Annotated in this window: 23 protein-coding genes; 17 read left to right on the top strand and 6 right to left on the bottom strand. The window is 36.5% G+C overall.

Features of this window, described 5'->3' with window-relative positions:
* The first annotated feature begins 23 nt into the window (after window positions 1-23).
* From BAU23_RS03435 to corA, 5 genes are all read left to right on the top strand, one after another.
* On the top strand, window positions 24-752 hold the full coding sequence (locus BAU23_RS03435; protein ID WP_033656790.1) for a FixH family protein: 729 nt from the start codon (window positions 24-26) through the stop codon (window positions 750-752).
* A gap of 365 nt (window positions 753-1117) precedes the next feature.
* The gene (gene deoB, locus BAU23_RS03430; protein WP_001046076.1) at window positions 1118-2302 is read left to right on the top strand and encodes a phosphopentomutase; all 1185 of its coding nucleotides are present in this window, start codon (window positions 1118-1120) and stop codon (window positions 2300-2302) included.
* 12 nt (window positions 2303-2314) lie between these two features.
* A complete protein-coding gene (locus tag BAU23_RS03425; RefSeq protein WP_071733507.1) occupies window positions 2315-3136 on the top strand; it encodes a purine-nucleoside phosphorylase in 822 nt (273 codons plus the stop codon).
* A gap of 7 nt (window positions 3137-3143) precedes the next feature.
* The gene (locus BAU23_RS03420; protein WP_016130222.1) at window positions 3144-4448 is read left to right on the top strand and encodes a pyrimidine-nucleoside phosphorylase; all 1305 of its coding nucleotides are present in this window, start codon (window positions 3144-3146) and stop codon (window positions 4446-4448) included.
* Between the two features lie 61 nt (window positions 4449-4509).
* A complete protein-coding gene (gene corA, locus BAU23_RS03415) occupies window positions 4510-5472 on the top strand; it encodes a magnesium/cobalt transporter CorA (protein WP_002094422.1) in 963 nt (320 codons plus the stop codon).
* A gap of 32 nt (window positions 5473-5504) precedes the next feature.
* On the opposite strand, the gene BAU23_RS03410 is transcribed toward corA, so the two are convergent.
* The gene (locus BAU23_RS03410) at window positions 5505-6794 is read right to left on the bottom strand and encodes an NCS2 family permease (RefSeq protein WP_000676230.1); all 1290 of its coding nucleotides are present in this window, start codon (window positions 6792-6794) and stop codon (window positions 5505-5507) included.
* Window positions 6795-6928: 134 nt separating this feature from the next.
* Window positions 6929-7600: an SIMPL domain-containing protein gene (locus BAU23_RS03405; protein ID WP_001190569.1), complete on the bottom strand. Its 672-nt coding sequence runs from the start codon at window positions 7598-7600 to the stop codon at window positions 6929-6931.
* Between the two features lie 160 nt (window positions 7601-7760).
* Between BAU23_RS03405 and BAU23_RS03400 the strand changes: the two genes are divergently transcribed.
* Window positions 7761-8180, top strand: coding sequence for a MarR family winged helix-turn-helix transcriptional regulator (locus BAU23_RS03400; RefSeq protein WP_001004995.1), 420 nt, complete (start codon window positions 7761-7763; stop codon window positions 8178-8180).
* A 101-nt stretch (window positions 8181-8281) separates the two neighbouring features.
* The gene (locus tag BAU23_RS03395) at window positions 8282-8827 is read left to right on the top strand and encodes a hypothetical protein (RefSeq protein WP_016130220.1); all 546 of its coding nucleotides are present in this window, start codon (window positions 8282-8284) and stop codon (window positions 8825-8827) included.
* A 36-nt stretch (window positions 8828-8863) separates the two neighbouring features.
* Here BAU23_RS03395 and BAU23_RS03390 read toward each other — a convergent pair whose 3' ends face one another.
* The 4 genes from BAU23_RS03390 to BAU23_RS03375 are packed head-to-tail and all read right to left on the bottom strand — an operon-like array spanning window position 8864 to window position 12246.
* Complete coding sequence (locus tag BAU23_RS03390) at window positions 8864-9916, bottom strand: ABC transporter permease subunit (RefSeq protein ID WP_071733505.1); 1053 nt, start codon at window positions 9914-9916, stop codon at window positions 8864-8866.
* A 12-nt stretch (window positions 9917-9928) separates the two neighbouring features.
* Window positions 9929-10990, bottom strand: a complete 1062-nt coding sequence (locus BAU23_RS03385; RefSeq protein ID WP_071733503.1) for an ABC transporter permease — start codon at window positions 10988-10990, stop codon at window positions 9929-9931.
* Entirely contained in the window at window positions 10980-11861 is an 882-nt protein-coding gene (locus BAU23_RS03380; protein WP_071733500.1) for an ABC transporter ATP-binding protein, read from the bottom strand. The genes BAU23_RS03385 and BAU23_RS03380 overlap by 11 nt, the downstream gene beginning before the upstream one ends.
* The gene (locus tag BAU23_RS03375; RefSeq protein WP_000548048.1) at window positions 11827-12246 is read right to left on the bottom strand and encodes a GntR family transcriptional regulator; all 420 of its coding nucleotides are present in this window, start codon (window positions 12244-12246) and stop codon (window positions 11827-11829) included. The genes BAU23_RS03380 and BAU23_RS03375 overlap by 35 nt, the downstream gene beginning before the upstream one ends.
* A gap of 167 nt (window positions 12247-12413) precedes the next feature.
* Between BAU23_RS03375 and dacF the strand changes: the two genes are divergently transcribed.
* The 10 genes from dacF to spoVAD all read left to right on the top strand — a co-directional run bounded on the left by dacF (window position 12414) and on the right by spoVAD (window position 19750).
* Complete coding sequence (gene dacF, locus BAU23_RS03365) at window positions 12414-13604, top strand: serine-type D-Ala-D-Ala carboxypeptidase DacF (protein WP_071733497.1); 1191 nt, start codon at window positions 12414-12416, stop codon at window positions 13602-13604.
* A 165-nt stretch (window positions 13605-13769) separates the two neighbouring features.
* On the top strand, window positions 13770-14120 hold the full coding sequence (gene spoIIAA / locus BAU23_RS03360; RefSeq protein ID WP_000059128.1) for an anti-sigma F factor antagonist: 351 nt from the start codon (window positions 13770-13772) through the stop codon (window positions 14118-14120).
* Complete coding sequence (spoIIAB, locus tag BAU23_RS03355; protein ID WP_001243400.1) at window positions 14121-14561, top strand: anti-sigma F factor; 441 nt, start codon at window positions 14121-14123, stop codon at window positions 14559-14561. It abuts the gene before it with no gap.
* Between the two features lie 12 nt (window positions 14562-14573).
* Window positions 14574-15332 carry an RNA polymerase sporulation sigma factor SigF gene (sigF, locus tag BAU23_RS03350; protein WP_000350729.1) on the top strand — a complete coding sequence of 253 codons (759 nt, stop codon included), beginning with the start codon at window positions 14574-14576 and terminating at the stop codon, window positions 15330-15332.
* Between the two features lie 143 nt (window positions 15333-15475).
* Window positions 15476-17002 (top strand): sodium-dependent transporter, encoded by a 1527-nt coding sequence (locus BAU23_RS03345; RefSeq protein WP_000450059.1) that lies wholly within the window; start codon window positions 15476-15478, stop codon window positions 17000-17002.
* Entirely contained in the window at window positions 17002-17100 is a 99-nt protein-coding gene (locus tag BAU23_RS03340; RefSeq protein ID WP_000016829.1) for a methionine/alanine import family NSS transporter small subunit, read from the top strand. Before BAU23_RS03345 ends, BAU23_RS03340 begins: the two co-directional genes overlap by 1 nt.
* 116 nt (window positions 17101-17216) lie before the next feature.
* A complete protein-coding gene (locus BAU23_RS03335) occupies window positions 17217-17837 on the top strand; it encodes a stage V sporulation protein AA (protein ID WP_000438373.1) in 621 nt (206 codons plus the stop codon).
* The gene (gene spoVAB, locus BAU23_RS03330) at window positions 17830-18246 is read left to right on the top strand and encodes a stage V sporulation protein SpoVAB (protein ID WP_000572940.1); all 417 of its coding nucleotides are present in this window, start codon (window positions 17830-17832) and stop codon (window positions 18244-18246) included. The genes BAU23_RS03335 and spoVAB overlap by 8 nt, the downstream gene beginning before the upstream one ends.
* Window positions 18247-18261: 15 nt before the next feature.
* On the top strand, window positions 18262-18720 hold the full coding sequence (spoVAC, locus tag BAU23_RS03325) for a stage V sporulation protein AC (RefSeq protein WP_000918878.1): 459 nt from the start codon (window positions 18262-18264) through the stop codon (window positions 18718-18720).
* 13 nt (window positions 18721-18733) lie between these two features.
* Window positions 18734-19750 (top strand): stage V sporulation protein AD, encoded by a 1017-nt coding sequence (gene spoVAD, locus BAU23_RS03320; RefSeq protein ID WP_001241134.1) that lies wholly within the window; start codon window positions 18734-18736, stop codon window positions 19748-19750.
* The last annotated feature ends 2 nt before the right edge of the window (window positions 19751-19752 follow it).

Below are 19752 nucleotides of genomic sequence, written 5' to 3'. Positions count from 1 at the left end.
AAGAAAGTATGAAGGAGGAAATGATGATGAAAAAACTTATTATGACGCTATTTATCGCGATGCTAGCATTGGCTGGCTGTAATACAAACAAAGAAGAACCGAAAAAAGAACAGAAACTTGAAGCTATAAAAGTAGCGGTTCAAACGAATCCGAAAGAAATTAAACCTGGTGAAAAAACAGAAGTACAAGCACTTGTTACACAAGGAAAAGAAAAAGTAACGGATGCTGATGATGTAAAGTTTGAGATTTGGAAAGATGGCGACGAGAAACACGAGATGTTAGATGGTAAGCATAAAGGAAAAGGTGTTTATGCAGTAGAGAAAACATTTGAAACTGATGGAGTATATCATATTATTCCTCATACAAATGCACGTGAAATGCATGTTATGCCAGAAACAAAAGTCGCTGTAGGAAATGCAAAAGTTGAAGATGCGAAAAAAGAAGAAGGTCATGGAGACCATAAAAGTGATACGATGATACACCTTATGGCTGGTGATATTAAAGCAAATGCTGAGTCAACAATGAAAGTTCATTTAAAACAAAAAGAAGAAGCATTAACTGGTGCTGAAGTACAACTTGAAATTTGGAAAGACGGCGTTGAAAAGCATGAATTTATTCCAGCAAAAGAGGGGAATAAAGGGGAATACGAAAGTAAGCATACTTTCAAAGAGAATGGTGCTTATAAAGTGAAAGTTCATGTAAGAAAAGGCGAACTACATGAACATAAAGAAGAAACAGTAGAAGTAAAATAAAAAGCAGCTCTTTAGAGCTGCTTTTTATTTTTATATTAGGAAATATGTTATAAAATAATTAGCACTTCTTCGCAGAATGGATTACAATAGAAGTGTGAATAAAATAAGAAATTCTACGAAAATGTATTAAAAAGAAAGCGTAAACATGTTATGATATCAATATCAGATGTCTGACATCTGACTTAGAAAAAACTAGAAATGTTTTTGAGTCGTTTCAAGTAAAACGAAATAGGTTAGAGAATGATTTAAAGAAGTACTGTTTGACAATGAGAACGAAAGAGAATTCTTATTGAATAACAGTTTCACTTTATAGCGTTTTGAACATACTACAAGAAGTAGAACTGAACTTATAGGAGGTTGCAGTTATGAATAAATATAAACGTATATTCCTAGTCGTAATGGACTCTGTAGGAATCGGTGAAGCACCTGATGCTGAACAATTTGGTGATTTAGGTTCTGACACAATTGGTCACATTGCTGAACATATGAATGGATTACAAATGCCAAACATGGTGAAATTAGGTCTTGGTAACATTCGTGAAATGAAAGGTATCTCAAAAGTAGAAAAGCCACTTGGATATTATACAAAAATGCAAGAGAAATCTACCGGTAAAGATACAATGACAGGTCACTGGGAAATTATGGGCCTTTACATTGATACACCATTCCAAGTATTCCCTGAAGGATTCCCGAAAGAATTACTTGATGAATTAGAAGAAAAAACAGGCCGTAAAATTATCGGTAATAAGCCAGCTTCTGGAACAGAAATTCTTGATGAGCTTGGTCAAGAGCAAATGGAAACAGGCTCTTTAATCGTTTACACTTCTGCTGATAGTGTATTACAAATTGCAGCACACGAAGAAGTAGTGCCACTTGATGAGTTATATAAAATTTGTAAAATTGCCCGTGAACTAACGTTAGATGAGAAGTACATGGTAGGACGTGTTATCGCTCGTCCATTCGTTGGAGAACCAGGGAAATTCACACGTACACCAAATCGTCATGACTATGCATTAAAACCATTTGGTCGCACAGTAATGAATGAATTAAAAGATAGTGACTACGATGTTATTGCTATCGGTAAAATTTCTGATATTTATGATGGCGAAGGGGTAACGGAATCACTTCGTACGAAGTCTAACATGGATGGAATGGATAAGCTTGTAGATACATTAAACATGGACTTTACAGGTCTTAGCTTCTTAAACTTAGTTGACTTTGATGCATTATTCGGTCACCGTCGTGATCCACAAGGATATGGAGAAGCTCTGCAAGAATATGATGCACGTCTTCCAGAAGTATTCGAAAAACTTAAAGAAGATGATTTATTATTAATTACAGCAGACCATGGTAATGATCCAGTACATCCTGGTACTGATCATACACGTGAATATGTACCGTTATTAGCATATAGCCCAAGCATGAAAGAAGGCGGACAAGAATTAGCACTTCGTCAAACATTTGCTGATATTGGTGCAACTGTAGCAGAAAACTTCGGTGTGAAAATGCCAGAATACGGAACAAGCTTCTTAAACGAGCTAAAGAAATAGGGGGATAAACAAATGAATCGTGAACTTATTACAAAATCAGCTTCATACTTAAAAGAGAAATTTCAAGAAACACCACAAGTAGGACTAATCCTTGGATCTGGACTAGGTGTATTAGCAGATGAAATCGAAAATGCGGTAACAGTGCCTTACAGCGAAATTCCTGAATTCCCAGTATCAACTGTAGAAGGACATGCAGGTCAACTAGTATTTGGTACACTTCAAGGTGTACCTGTAGTAGCTATGCAAGGACGTTTCCATTTCTACGAAGGATATGACATGCAAAAAGTAACATTCCCAGTTCGTGTTATGAAAGAGCTAGGTGTAGAAACTGTTGTTGTAACGAACGCAGCTGGTGGTGTAAATACATCATTCGAGCCAGGTGACCTTATGTTAATTTCAGACCACATTAACTTCATGGGTACGAATCCATTAATCGGACCAAATGATTCTGAAATGGGTGTACGTTTCCCTGATATGTCTACATCATACACGTCAGAACTTCGCGAAATGGCGAAACAAGTTGCAGCAGACTTAAACATTAAAGTACAAGAAGGTGTATACGTTGGAATGACAGGTCCTGTATATGAAACACCTGCTGAAATTCGTATGCTTCGTACACTTGGCGGAGATGCAGTTGGTATGTCAACAGTACCTGAAGTAATTGTAGCTCGTCATGCTGGTATGAAAGTACTTGGTATTTCTTGTATTTCAAATATGGCAGCTGGTATTTTAGATCAGCCACTTCACCATGATGAAGTAATTGAAACGACAGAACGTGTTAAAGCAAACTTCTTAGCATTAGTAAAAGCAATCGTAAAACAAATGAAGGGGTGACTTCACAATGAGAATGGTGGACCTAATTGCAAAAAAACGTGATGGACAAGCATTAACGACAGAAGAGATTAACTTTATCGTTGAAGGATACACAAAAGGGGATATTCCTGATTATCAAGTAAGTTCACTTGCAATGGCAATTTTCTTCCAAGATATGAATGATCAAGAACGTGCGGATTTAACGATGGCAATGGTAAATAGCGGTGATACAATTGATTTATCAGCCATTGAAGGGATAAAAGTAGATAAGCATTCAACAGGTGGTGTTGGTGATACAACGACACTTGTATTAGGTCCATTAGTAGCTGCTTTAGGTGTACCAGTAGCGAAAATGTCTGGACGTGGTTTAGGACATACTGGTGGTACAATTGATAAATTAGAAGCAGTTCCAGGATTCCATGTGGAAATTGAAAATGATGAATTCATGCGTCTTGTAAATGAAAATAAAATTGCTGTTATCGGTCAAAGTGGAAACTTAACACCTGCTGATAAAAAATTGTATGCACTTCGTGATGTAACGGCAACAGTAAACTCAATTCCGCTTATTGCAAGCTCGATTATGAGTAAAAAAATTGCTGCTGGTGCAGATGCAATTGTTCTTGATGTAAAAACTGGAGCAGGAGCATTTATGAAAACGGATGAAGATGCAAAGCGTTTAGCTGAAGCAATGGTACGCATCGGTAATAACGTTGGTCGTAATACGATGGCGGTTATTTCTGATATGAGTCAGCCGCTTGGTGAAGCAATTGGTAACGCATTAGAAGTACAAGAAGCAATTGATACATTACAAGGTAAAGGACCGAAAGATTTAGAAGAGTTATGTTTAACGCTTGGAAGTCAGATGGTGTACCTTGCTGGACAAGCTTCATCTTTAGAAGATGCGCGTGAAAAGTTAATTGAAGTAATGAACAATGGTAAAGCGCTAGAATCATTTAAAACGTTCTTATCAGCGCAAGGCGGCGATGCATCTGTTGTTGATGATCCTTCTAAATTGCCACAAGCACAATTTAAAATTGAAGTGGAAGCGAAAGAAGACGGTTACGTATCGGAAATCGTTGCAGATGAAATCGGAACAGCAGCAATGCTTTTAGGAGCAGGACGTGCAACGAAAGAGTCTGAAATTGATTTAGCAGTTGGTCTAATGCTTCGCAAAAAAGTAGGCGATAGCGTGAAAAAAGGTGACTCTCTTGTTACAATTTACGCAAACCGCGAAAATGTTGAAGATGTAAAAGCGAAAATTTATGAGAACATGAAAATCGCTAAAGACCACGTAGATGCACCAACTTTAGTACACGGTATTGTAACGAAGTAATAAAAAAAAGCTGAGGAGATTTCTCCTTGGCTTTTTTTACTATTTTTTGTTTATAATAATAATGGGTGAAATTATGATTAGAATTTGTGCAATAACGAAAAAAAATGAAGTTTTATATGATGTTTCGCTGGAAGACACGAAAAAAGAAAACATCGTATGGTATTGGCTTGATTTATATAAGCCGACGAAAGAGGAGTATACATATATTTTACAAGATCACTTCAAGTTCCATCCCCTTGCGATTGAAGATTGTGTAGAGTATGTACAGAGGCCAAAGGTAGATTTTTATGATGGATATAACTTTTTAGTTCTCCATGCATTCGGAGAAGACGGATTAGAACCGCATGAAATCGATTTATTTGTTAGTGATCGATATATAGTTTCTTTCCACTTCTCTCATAATAATGCGATTGAAAGAGTATGGAAAACGCTCGGTGAGAAAAAACGTATTAAGAAGAGTCCTTTACATGTAGCACATACAATTATTGACCAAATTGTAGATGATTATTTCGCACCTGTTTATTACATTGAAGACCATTTAAATGCAATTGATGATAATTTAACGGGTGAGACAGCAGGAAGCGTGCTAGAAGAAGTATTTGATATTCGTGCAGATTTATCTAAGTTAAGGCGTACGATTATTCCGATGCGTGATTTATTGTATCGTATTTTAAATTCAACTCGTTTTTACGGTATAAGCGATCATGAAATTTACTTTAAAGATATACATGATCATTTGCTTAAACTGACTGAGATGATTGAAGCAAGCCGTGAATTAACAGCAGATATTCGAGATAGTTATTTTTCATTGAATTCCCACCATATGAACAATATTATGAAAACATTAACTGTTTTCTCAACTATTTTCATGCCGTTAACATTTATTGCAGGGGTATACGGCATGAACTTTTCGCATATGCCAGAGCTTGGCGGGAAGTATAGTTACTTTATTTGTCTATTAATTATGGCGTTAATTGGCGGGGGCATGATGGCATGGTTTTATAAAAAAGGTTGGTTTAAGTAAAAAAACACCGAGGATTTCCTCGGTGTTTTTTACTAGCCAATAGCGTGTAATACGAACATGGCTAAGAATAAGCATGTAATGATATACATGGACGGTGCGACTTCTTTACGCTTTCCAAGAGCAACTTTCAAGATAGGATAAGCAATAAATCCGAACGCAATGCCATCAGCGATACTATATGTGAGCGGAATCATAACGATAATTAAAAACGCTGGAAATCCTTCTGAAAAGTCGTTCAGAGGAATTTGTTGAATGCTTGTAATCATCAGGCCGCCAATAATAATTAAGATTGGTGCAATGGCACTATCAGGAATTAGTTTGACAAACGGAAGCGCAAACAGTGACGCGAAGAATAACAACCCTGTAACGATAGACGTCAGACCTGTTTTTCCGCCTGCAGTAATACCTGCGGCACTCTCTACTGTTGAAACGGTAGGGCTTGTGCCAAATAGACCACATGTCATTGCTGAAATTGCATTTGCTTGGTAAGCACGTGGGAATTTACGGTCATCTTCTAATAAACCGTGCAGTAGTCCCATGTTCTCAAAAATAAGCACCATGCTTAAGGAGAATGTTGCAATCCAAAATGGTAAGGAAGAAAGTTTCCCGAATGACATAGCTCCAAACACATCGCCGTAATTAGCGAATGAAAATGAACTATTTCCCACTTGACTCGTATCAACAAGGCCAAATAGCCATGCAATACCAGTTCCAATTGCAATCGTCCATAAAAAGTTTCCACGTACGTTACGCACAAATAGCACAAGTGCCACAATAAGAGTAAGTAGTGTTGCAAGAACGACAGGACTACTTAATTTCCCCATTGCAACAGCAGTATTAGGATGCGAAACGACTAAACCACCTTTTTGCAAGCCGATGAAAGCTAAAAATAAACCGATACCGACAGTGATCGCTTCCTTTAATGACTTTGGAATCGATACCGAAAGCACGCGAGCAATCGGTGTAAAAGCAGCAATTGCAAAAATAATACCGGCGATAAAAACAGCTGCTAATGCTTCTTGCCAAGCTAGACCGAGCGTGTGCACAGCAGTGTACGTGAAGAATGCATTTACACCCATACCTGGGACAAGAATAGCAGGTGCATTTGCCCAAAATGCCATAAGTAGACATCCGACAAATGAACTAAAAACAGTTGCTAAAATTCCAGCTTCAAGAGGAATGCCGGCATCTGATAAGATTGACGCATTTACAATCATAATATAAACGATCGTGAAAAATGACGTAACTCCAGCTAAAACTTCTTGTTTTGGTGATGTTTGGTGTAAGTCTAATTTAAATGTTCTTTCAAGTATTCCTTTCATGTTAAACCTTCTTTTTCATATCCCTCTCCCACCCGTGATATCTCTTATATAAGAGCTCACCGTCCTTTATTATATCAGAACATCATGTTTTTACAACAACGAAAATGATAACGTTTACTTATAAACGAAATTATTTATAAATACGTAAAAATGGCTCGTATGGTTGAAATGATTTCTAGTTCTCCAGATTGAATGGGCGGGGCTGCTTGTGCATGTAAAGTAGCATAGGATGCAACCTCCCGTGGTAATTGGGCAGATTCTTCAACGAGTGAGAGGGGAACAGGATTAATGTTTAAATTGTATGTACTCGCAATAGCGCGAGCTTTTTCTACTGCTTGGTGTAGAGCCTGAATGAGAGCTTGCTCATAATATTTATTTGGATGAGATATTCGAAAACGTAACCCTTTTGCAACGTTTGCACCATTCGAAACGGCTATATCATATACTTCCCCTGCTTTTTGCACATTTAAAACGGTAATTTCATACAAATGCTCCACACGGTAGCCTTGTAGTAAGGCTTTATCATTTACATATTCGTATTGAGGGGTAATCGTATAGGAAATGGTTTCTATATCTTTATCGGCAATACCTAGCTGTTTGAGTGCATCAAGCAATTGTTTCGATTGCACTGCATTTTCTTCTTGCGCTTGTTTTACATTTTTACTATCTGTTCGAATGCCTAGTGTTAATATAACAACATTTGGTTTGGCTTTTATAATGCCTTCTCCTTGTACAGTAATAGTAGCTTCTTTACCAGTATTTGTCGTACGGATATTATGTAAATACGGATTCATTCCACTTTGCATTTATGCTCACCATCCTTTTTTACATGTATATGTGTGAACAAAAAAGAAAATCGTATGAAAAAAGTTACATAAATGAGAATGTTAAGGGAAGAAAGCATATACAACATAGGTATTTATAGATTATAATATGTGTAAATATGATAAAAAAGGGACGAGGCTAGTGAACGAAAATAGAGAAACACTGATTTTAGATTTATCTGCATCATTTCGAAAGATGATACGTTTATTACAAAATGATATTAATACACGTTTTTCAGAGCATATGCCATATAATGAATTCTCTGTATTACGTGCGTTATTTTTGAAAAGTCCACAGATGGCTTCGCAAATTGCGAGTGAAGTAAACGTAACCTCCAGTCATATTACAGCTGTAACAGATCGTCTCGTGCGAAAAGGGTTTGTTGAAAGAAAGAGATCAAATTCAGACCGTCGTATCGTATACTTAGAAATTACAGAAAACGGACGAGAAGTAACTGAAAAACTTGAAGCTGTGCGTAAAGAATATTATAAAGAGAGATTTAAAGGTTGGAGCGACCAAGAGATAGAAATGGTTTTAGAACTATTTGGCCGCGTCTTATAATAAATGAGGATAGGAAGCGAGGGCTTTCCTATCCTTTTTCTTTTGAATAAAAATATTTTGAAACTCCGATACTTTAATTAAAAAGAATCGGAGGAAAGATTATGAAATATATTGCTGGACTTACCATTTTATTTGGGAGTTTTTTTTGTTTTAATACATTCTTATACGCGGATACTCCTATCCAAGTGGTGCAAAAAGAAGTGAAGTATATTGAAAACGATAATACGATCCTATATTCGAAATTATGGGTTCGTTCTATGCAAAATGCAGTATTATTTCATCATAGTGATAACATTCGTAATCAGGACACATTGCGTAATGTAACAAGTTCATCGCTCGTGAAAGCGAAGCACTTGCCATTTAAGAAAGCATCAATGTACATTCCAAGATTATCGCAATACGTATCAAAAGCAGGAAAAGAAAACATTCAAGTGTACTACATTGCGGTGCACTATAATGTGAAAAGAGAAAATGCATATCAGTTAAATGGCATGAACTATTTTTTGCAAGTATTTGTGAAAGAGCGCGGCGAATGGAAAATTGCTGAAAGTGTAGTCGCGCCGACAGAGCAAATTGTGCAAAATGGTGATGGATTTGGGATGAAAGAAGAGATGGTGTATGGAGATAGGAGAGAGAATGTGAAATAACCTCCTCTTAGTGAGGAGGTTATTTTATTTGAAATTTCAAGAGACCTTCAATCTCAATATTTTAGATAGAAGAAAATAGCTAATTATGCTTGTTCCGAATAAACCAACGTAAAAATTAAGCAACGAATGGGTCCCACCAAGTATTAAACCGCCGCTAATTCCAATACAGAAAATAGCGCAGACCATAAATGTTTTTTGAAGCTTTGGATATAGTAAGAAACTACCATTCCGCTCATTGGCTGAACGAACATATAAATATATACCGAGTGGTAATAGAATAATTATATTTACAATAGGTCCAATCAATGTTTTTACTGAAGGGATTTCTGTAAAGTTTGGTTCATTATGACGCACTCCATCTTTATCGGTATAAGCATTTTGTGGATCATAATCAAATCTAATATGAAAATTTTCTGCTGGACCCGAAATGCGTATGTTTTCCATAACACGATGAATATTGCCATTGTCCTCATGAAAGTCAGTATTCGAGTGAACAGCGATGACCGCTGAGATAAGGGATGGAAATAACAATGGAAACATGAATATAGCTGCAGTAAGAAGTCCCTGCGAGAGAATATTCCCAGTAATTGTTCCTATACATAATGCGAGCGTATAAATAGCGATTAACACAATTAACATGTATAGAAAATAAGTATGAAATGGTGAAAATATTTGATATTTATTATGAAAAGTTGTTTTTTTCATAATGGCGAATAGTCCCCAGTTTAATACGATGATTGCTGTAATGTTGCAGATCCCAAACAACCACTTTGTTATATAGATGTGTGAACGTTTAAATGGCATAGACCATAGCAAGTCACTAGAGTTATTTTGTCTTTCCCAACCAATTAATGTACAAGCTAGAACGATAAGTACACCACCTAACAGTAGGGCAGGGTCTATAAGTGTTAAATCAAAGTGGTAGTGATATACATAGTTCCACTTTTTATTGTCATTTAGAAAGTATAGCTGTTGAATAGAAGCCATATAGTATTTATATGATAAAGTATAGAAGCTAACGAACCAAAACAACCACACAACATATTTACTTTGTTGATATGTTCTTAGCCATAGTGCTTTTTGAAACATAGGCCCCCTCCTTTAAAAAACTTTATAATTTGTTAGACGTGATAGTACAAAATAAGTAATGATTCCAGCGAGAAGCAAACTGATATAGTAGTTAAGTAAAAAATTAAATTGATTTATTTTATAGCCACCTAGTAATGCAAAATAAATGGTTGTCCCCCATACCCATATTCGTAAATGTTTTTGGAAAATAAATATTTTTTGAGCGTTTTCATTTGGCGATCGTGTATATAAATATGTGCCAAGTAGTAAATAGAAAATCGTATAGAAAATAGGAACTAGCACTGACTTAGCTGAATAATACGTATGATTTGCCGGATCTCTTAAAGTGGTTGAATCGTTTTCTTTCTTACGTGATTTTGGATCATAGTGGTAACGAATCGTATAATTATATATTGGTGCAACTATATTTGTTTTTTGATTGATTTCATGAAGTTGTTCATACAAGTTGTTATTTCTAGTATCTGTAGCATGTAAATGGTTTATTGTAAAAGTGTACACTAATGGAATAAATGTAAGCCCCATTAGAAGCCACGGAATACAAAAAACGACTTGCGAAACAACGCTTCCAGTAAAAGTACCGATACATAATGCAGCTGTATATACTGCAATATAAGAGACAATTGCATAAAGAAAGTATCGATGAAATGGTCCGAATGATTGATAATCAAAATGGATTGTTGTTCTATAAATAACATACATAAGGATCCAATTTATAAGTAATGAACCTACAATACAAAATGAACCCAAAGCCCATTTTGATAAAAAAACATCTTTTCTTTTAAATGGCATCGTCATAAGTAAAGTATTAGACTGGTTACTACGTTCCCATCCCATCAATAAACAAGCTAAAGCAATGATAAGAACAGTTAACCAAAGGCTATTACTTTCCCCAAATCCAAAATAATAGAAATAATAGTACGTTCCCTTTTCTTGCAAATCGTGATATTCAGCAAGTTGTCGATCGGCTGCTTTATAGTATCCGAAAGATAAAAGATAAAGTGAACTAAAGAAAAAGAGTAACACAGCATATTTTCCGCGCTTCCAATTCCACATCCACAGCGCCTTATGAAACATACTCATCCCCCTCAAGTGTCGTAACGAAGACATCTTCAAGTGACATTGTTAGTTCTTCAATGAGTATAGGTTGCTCTTTATAAAACTTCTCCAGTGTTGTAGCCACATTTCCCTCAATTAAGATTGTATATACTTTTCCTGTTTGGTTTAATATTTTAATATTACTTAAGTTTTCTAGTTTTTGAGGTAGTGATCGTTCGTAAGCTACTTGTATTTTGGCAAATCGTGATTTTGCATCATCTAGTGACGTAATAGAAGATATGGTATGGCCTTTTAATATAATGATTGTATCGGCAATTTGTTCAACTTCATCTAAGTGATGAGTTGAGATGAAAATGGTAATCTCTTTTTCTGCAACTTCTCCAACGAGAAACTGGAGGATTTGCCTTTTAACGATAGGATCCAACCCGTTTGTCGGTTCATCTAAAATGATATATTCTGCTTTTGCAGCAACGGCTAAAATGATAGCAAGCAATGCTTTCATTCCTTTTGAATAACTACGAATTCGCTTGTTTGGTAAATTGAACCGCTCTAATAATTCGTAGAAATACTGTTCATCAAATGCTGTATAAACAGCTTTATAAAACTTTACAATTTCTTTCACTGTATATCCGTTCAGTATGTTAGTAGAATCCGGAACATATACGATTTTTTGCTTCATTTCAGGATGCTTATGAATATCCGTATCCTCATATGTAACTGTTCCTGCATCAGGGTCTAAAATGCCGACCATCGTTCGTAATAAAGTTGTTTTCCCCGCACCGTTTCTTCCGAGTAATCCGACGATACTACCTTTTTGTAATGTGAAAGAAACATCGTCTAAAATCGTTTGATTATCAATTGTTTTCTTCAAGCTTGTCACTTTCAACATCTGTATTTCCTCCAATCTCTTTGTAGTATGAATCTATCCAATCGTGAATTTTATCTTTCGTAACCCCGAGATAAGAGGCTTCTAATAGTAATTGATGAAACTGCTTTTCAACCATAGCGATTTTCCTTTCGTCTAATGTTGGGGTAATCGATTGGGATACAAATGTTCCTTTTCCTCGCAATGTTTCAATAATCCCTTGGCGTTCTAACTCTTGGTACGCTTTACTAACTGTATTTGGATTTATAACTAGTAAAGAAGCGAGCTCGCGCACAGAAGGAAGCTTATCACTTGGAGCTAATATGTTTTTTAATACGAGTTCTTTTATACTTTGAACAATTTGTTCCCATATCGGAGTGTTGCTTCTTGGATCAAGTTGAATATGCAAGAGCAATGTCTCCTTCCTGTTATGTATTAAGTGTACTAATGTGTGTAATACACTTAATACAATATAGGCGATAAATGTATTTGTCAACTGAAAAATGATAGAAAAATATGGTATTAAAAAATGAAAAATTGGAAAAAATAGGTTTGATATAGAATGGAGGGTTAGTCATGAAGCGAGTTTTTGGAATACTTGTTTGTTTCATGTTATTTCTTTCTGGTACTTCAGTTAGTTTTGCGCAATCTGAGAAAACGAAGCAGGAGAAAACAGAAGAAACCACGCCGAAGTTAGCGGAACAAGCGTCGTCAGCAATCGTAATTGAGCAAGATACAGGTAAAGTTTTATTTGATAAAAATCCGAATGAAAAGTTACCACCTGCCAGTATGACGAAGATTATGACAATGCTATTAATTATGGAACAAGTTGAAAGAGGAAAACTAAAACTGACCGATAAAGTTAGAGCAAGTGAACACGCAGCTTCAATGGGTGGATCACAAATCTTTTTAGAACCTGGGGAAGAGATGACCGTAAATGAAATGCTAAAGGGCATTGCCATTGCATCTGGAAATGATGCATCTGTTGCAGTAGCTGAGCATATCGCTGGTTCAGAAGAAGGATTCGTAAATATGATGAACAAAAAAGCGAAAGATTTAGGACTGAAGAATACACATTTTCAAAACCCAACAGGTCTCCCGGCCAAAGATCATTATTCTACAGCAAATGATATGGCTATAATGGCGAGAGAATTGATGAAGTATCCACTTATTCGCAAATACACAGGTAAATATGAAGACTATTTACGTGAAGATACGGATAAGAAGTTTTGGCTTGTTAATACGAATAAGTTAGTACGTTTTTATCCTGGAGTAGATGGTGTGAAAACGGGCTTTACGACAGAAGCGAAATATTGTTTAACTGCATCAGCTGAAAAGAATGGAATGCGTGTCATTTCAGTTGTTATGGGAGCACCTACATCAAAAGAGCGGAACAATCAAGTAACGAAGCTGCTTGATTATGCATTTGGACAATATATGACAAAGAAATTGTATACACGTGGTGAAAAAATTAAGACTGTACAAGTAGGAAAAGGGAAAGAAGAAAAAGTAGATTTAGTTGCGTCAGATAACGTATCTCTTCTTATGAAGAAGGGCGAAAATATGGACAAAGTAAAACAAGAAGTAATCGCTGAAAAGAAAGTGAAGGCACCGATTAAAAAGGGTGATGCACTTGGCACACTTGTCATTAAAAAAGATAAAGAGGTTTTATTAAAACAAACCATTGTAGCGAAAGAAGATGTTGCTGCAGCGAGTTGGTGGGAGTTATTTAAAAGAAGTTTTGGGATGTTTTCAACATCAAAATAGCGGCAAAAATTTTGCCGTTTTTCTGTTCATATTTACTGGAATAATTGCTGAAAGGTTTCACATTATGACGAAATAGTTCTTCTTTTGTCAGTAGGAAGGATTCTTATTTTATATCACGAAAATCTTATGTTAAAGAGTAAAGTTTGAGCATAAGGAGGAAATCGTGTGAGTCTTTCCATGCATTTAGAAGTAAAACGTGACGTCTTATGTGTGAGGCTGGAGGGTGAATTAGATCATCATACCGCTGAAGAGTTGCGAACGAAAGTAACAGATATGATTGAGACACATGGTGTTCATCATATTGTTTTGAGCCTAGAGAACTTATCATTTATGGATAGTTCTGGTTTAGGTGTTATATTAGGCCGATATAAACATGTAAAAGGATTAGGTGGAGAGATGGTTGTTTGTGCAATTTCACCGCCTGTTAAACGTTTATTTGAAATGTCAGGTCTATTCAAAATTGTTCGTTTAGAAGAAAGTGAAGCGCATGCGCTCGCGACGTTGGGGGTGGCATAGATGAGAAATGAAATGAACCTTCAATTTTCAGCGTTAAGTCAGAATGAATCATTTGCTCGTGTTACGGTAGCTGCTTTTATTGCGCAATTAGACCCGACGATGGAAGAACTAACAGAGATTAAAACAGTTGTGTCAGAAGCGGTTACAAATGCAATTATTCATGGGTATGAAGGAAATGCAGAAGGTGTTGTTTATATTTCAGTGATTTTGGAAGAAGCGATGGTGAAACTCACGATTCGAGATGAAGGGATTGGTATCTTTAACTTAGATGAAGCAAGACAACCCCTTTTTACAACTAAACCTGAATTAGAGCGTTCCGGAATGGGATTTACTATCATGGAAAACTTTATGGATGAAGTAGAAGTTATTTCAAACGAATCTTTCGGGACAACAATCCATTTGACAAAATACTTATCAAATAGTAACGCTCTATGCAATTAAGGAGAATAGCCAATGGACATAGAGGTCAAAAATGAGAAGAAGAAACCTCAGTTAAAGGACCACGAGCTAAAAGCGTTAATTCAAAAGAGTCAAGATGGAGATCAACAAGCGAGAGACACAATCGTTCAAAGTAATATGCGTCTCGTATGGTCGGTTGTGCAGCGATTTCTTAATCGAGGATATGAACCAGACGATTTATTTCAAATTGGATGTATTGGACTCTTAAAATCGGTAGATAAATTTGATTTATCTTTCGACGTGAAATTTTCAACATATGCAGTTCCAATGATTATCGGTGAAATACAACGATTTTTACGTGACGATGGATCAGTGAAAGTAAGTAGATCTTTAAAGGAAACAGGAAACAAAATTCGAAAGATGAGAGACGAGCTTTCGAAAGAGTTCGGAAGGGCTCCAACGATTAATGAAGTGGCGGAGGCTCTGGAACTAACACCAGAAGAAGTTGTTCTGGCGCAAGAAGCGAGTCGTGCTCCTTCATCAATACATGAAACTGTGTATGAAAATGATGGAGATCCAATTACTATTTTAGATCAAATTGCAGATCAATCGGAAACGAAATGGTTTGATAAAATTGCTTTAAAAGAAGCAATTAGAGAATTGGATGAACGAGAACGTCTAATTGTGTATTTGCGTTACTATAAAGACCAAACCCAATCAGAAGTAGCGGAGCGCATAGGCATTTCGCAAGTACAAGTTTCCAGACTGGAAAAGAAAATATTGAAACAGATGAAAGATCGAATAGATGAATAGCTATCTATTCGATTTTTTTTATTGTAATGAAAAGGGGAAGATTACAACTATTGTTCGAAAAAAAAGTTTACAGAATTTATTGATAATTTAGTTAATTTAAAATATAATCCAAGTATGAACTTGTCACAAAGGGGGAAGGAAACATGGAAACGAGGCAACAATGGGGAACGAGGGCTGGATTTATTTTCGCAGCGATCGGCTCTGCCGTTGGATTAGGAAACATATGGCGTTTTCCTTATACAGCGTATGAAAACGGAGGAGGCGCATTCTTTTTACCGTACTTATTCGCATTATTAACAACTGGTATTTCATTATTAGCATTCGAGTTTGCTCTTGGGCATCGTCATCGTGGTTCGGCACCACTTACGTTCTTCCGTATTCATCCACGTGCTGAATTTATTGGATGGTGGCAAATGTGTGTAACATTTATCGTTTCAACATATTATGCAGTAATTATTGCTTGGTCTATTTCGTATACGTACTTTGCGATTACTGGAGCATGGGGGAAAGACACGCAATCATTTTTATTTAAAGAATATTTACATGTTGCAGATAAGCCAGGACAGTTTGGGGGGCTTGTGCCGGAAGTATTAATTCCGTTAGCTCTCGTTTGGATTATTGTGCTGGGTGTTGCGTTTAAAGGAGTTAAAAAAGGAATCGAAGTTGTTAACCGTATTTTTATTCCTTTACTAGTTGTTATGTTCCTTATTATCGTTGTTCGTGCAGTGACGATGGAAGGTGCGATGCAGGGGTTAGATGCATTTTTCAAACCAGATTGGAGTCGTATTTTTGATGGGAAAGTATGGCTTGCTGCTTACGGTCAAATTTTCTTTAGTTTATCTTTAGCATTCGGAATTATGATTACGTATTCTAGTTATTTACCGAAAAACTCAGATACAACAAACAATGCTTTTATTACAGGATTTGCAAATTCAGGATTTGAATTATTGGCAGGTATTGGTGTATTTGCAGCTCTTGGATTTATGGCGAATAACATGGGGGTACCGGTTGATAAAGTAGCTAGTGCTGGTGTGGGGCTTGCGTTCGTAGTATTCCCGCAAATTATTAATGAACTACCGATGTCACCGTTATTTGGAGTATTATTTTTCTTATCTTTAACCGTTGCTGGAATTACATCACTCATTTCACTTGCGGAAGTATGCTTTGCTGCTGTATCTGAAAAATTCAGCTTGAGTCGTCCAAAGACGATTGGAATTATGGGAACACTTCTCGTGTTAGTTTCTCTTGTTTTTGCAACGCGTGGTGGACTTATGTTCCTAGATGTTGTTGATTACTTCGCTAACAATTTTGGATTGATTACAATTGCACTCGTTGAAGTAGTTACAATAGGACTAATCTTACGCCGTTTACCAGTTTATCAAAACCATGCAAACTTTGTATCTGATATAAAGCTAGGAACGTTTTGGAGAGTGAGTTTACTCGTTATTACTCCACTTATGTTAGGGTATATGTTAATTGATGGTACAATCCAAAACATTAAAAAGAACTACGGAGATTATCCGACAGAGTTTGTTGTAACGTATGGTTGGTCGATAGCGGCAGCATTCCTTCTAGTTGCGTTAGTTATTGGTCTGAAAAAATGGAATGCACAAATACATTCAGACTCTGCCCAGCTTGAAAAAGAATGGAAGGATCGAGGTGTTTCATGATGAGCGGATCAGCGATTATGATGATGGTTATAGGTATGGTAGTCATTTGGGGAGGGCTCGCATTAAGCATTGCAAATTTATTTAAGAAAAAGGCTTAACAGAAAAACATCTGTACCAAAACGGTACAGATGTTTTTTTTATGAAAAAATTGTATTAGAAAAAAATCCAATAACCATACTACAACTACGAGGAAGAGTGAAGGGGTGAATGAAAATTGGAACAAACGATTTATATTAAAATGCGCAATCGATTAAAAGTGTCTCCTACGTATGAAGTAAAACTGAGCGATGTTGCTCAACTTGCTGGAGATTCTTTGGTAGTTGAGTCGTTACAAAATGAGATAATTTACAAAATAACAGCGCATGATAAAACACATGTTGTAATTGATGTTATGAAAGTGATTGAGATTGTTCAACAAAAAGCGGCTCACTTACAAATTAATTTACTTGGTTCTGGACAAACTCTTGTTGAAATTATATATGAAAAAAAGAAAGTGCATCCGGTTTTCTTCGGACTTGTATGGTTGTTACTCTTCATTGGAGCAGCACTTGCAATTATTTATTTTCATGAAGATGTAAGTATGCAACAAGTACACCAACGGTTATATTACATGATTACTGGAGAATTTAAGGCGCAACCACTTTTATTTCAAATTCCTTATTCATTGGGTCTTGGAGTAGGTATGGTTTTATTTTTTAATCATGTATTTCAAAAGCGAATTAATGAAGAGCCGAGCCCGTTGGAAGTTGAGATGTTTCAATATCAACAGTCGCTTGATCAATATGTAATTGTTCATGAAAACAAGGATAATATGAAACAGCTTACCGATGATTGAGTCTGGATTCGTGATTTTAATTGGTTTAGCTGGAGGGATTGCTGTAGGTAGCGGATATGTTGCGTTTTTAGCTGTGCTTGGTATAATCCCTCGTTTAGCTCAATTAACGAGAAGTGGAAAGCATATTCAATATTTTGAGTGGGCAGTTATTGCAGGTACTTTAACAGGGGCTTGGTGTAGTTTAAAGAACATTACATTTCAAACGTCGCAATATTGGCTCGTAATATTAGGGTTATTTTGTGGCACATTCATTGGAATGCTAGCTGCGGCGTTAACGGAAGTGTTAAACGTTTTACCTATTTTAGCGAAACGGGTAGGGGTAGAGGGGAAAATTATTATTTTACTTGTTGCTCTTGTACTTGGAAAAGTAATAGGCTCATTGTTTCACTGGATTTATTTCGTAAAGTAGGAGGCAATAATATATATGGCAGGGCGAAAACTGAAAGATGATTACATAAATAAAGTGAAAGAGTACCATCCAAAACCGAACTATTTAATAAATTGTGTGAAGGCATTTCTTGTTGGGGGATTCATTTGTACCGTCGGAGAAGTATTGATGAAATTTTATATACATTACTTTCACTTTAGTGAGCAAGAGGCAGGAAACCCTACAGTTGCAACTCTCGTTTTACTATCAGCGATTTTAACAGGTTGTGGTGTTTATGATAAAATCGGGCAGTTTTCTGGAGCGGGATCAGCAGTACCAGTTACTGGATTTGCGAATTCTATGGCAAGTGCTGCGCTAGAACATAGGAGCGAAGGGATTGTTCTAGGAATTGCTACAAACATGTTTAAGCTTGCAGGAAGCGTCATTGTGTTTGGCGTCGTCGGTGCATACATTATTGGATTAATAAGATATACATTTCAAATTTTAATGTCTTAAAGGAGGGGTAGGTATGAGATTGACAGGAAAACAAACGTGGGTATTTCAAAATGATATCTTCGTGAATGCAACTGGTACCGCTGTCGGTCCGAAAGAAGCTGAAGGCCCTCTTGGAAAGGATTTTGATATTTCATATTCAGACTTACATTGTGGAGAGGAAAACTGGGAACTTGCTGAACGAAGGTTAATGTCAGACTCGATTCAACAAGTATTGCAAAAAGGAAATATCAAACCATCACAAATTGATTTCTTTTTAGCAGGTGATTTATTAAACCAAACAGTGACAGCAAATTATGTTGCTCGAGATTGTGGTATTCCTTTTTTAGGGATGTTTAGTGCTTGTGCGACGTCAATGGAAACTTTGGCGGTTGGATCAGCATTTATAGATGGTGGATTTGCGAATCGTGTCTTAGCGACAGTAAGTAGTCATAATGCGACGGCTGAAAGACAATTTCGTAATCCAACAGAGTACGGAGGACAAAAGCCTGGGACAGCAAACTCGACTGTTACCGGAGCAGGATCCATATTAATTAGCAATGAAGAAAGTGCAATTAAGATAACAGCAGCAACAATCGGAACAGTACAAGATTTAGGGATTGCTAATCCTTTAGATATGGGATCGGCAATGGCGCCAGCTGCTGCTCATACAATTCAACAGCATTTTGAAGATTTAAGAAGAAGTGCCGCTGATTATGACCTTATTGTTACTGGTGATTTATCAGCTGTGGGGACACCAATTGCGAAACAACTTTTACTTGAGGAAGGGTATGATCTTGGACATATATACAACGATTGTGGGTTAATGATTTACAATTCAAATCAAGAAGAAGTGTTTGCAGGTGGCAGTGGTTGTGCTTGTTCAGCTGTTGTAACATACGGTCATTTATTGCGTGAAATGCAAAAAGGGAATTTACAACGGATTTTTGTCGTTGCAACGGGAGCTTTATTAAGCCCGATGATGATGCAGCAGAAGGAAACGATTCCAACGATTGCGCATGGTGTTGTGTTTGAAAGAGTTAAAGGAGAGTGAAT

The sequence above is a fragment of the Bacillus nitratireducens genome (genome assembly GCF_001884135.1).
Lineage (GTDB): Bacteria > Bacillota > Bacilli > Bacillales > Bacillaceae_G > Bacillus_A > Bacillus_A nitratireducens.
The sequence above is the reverse complement of the archived record's forward strand: the minus strand, read 5'-3'. Positions and strand labels throughout refer to the sequence as shown.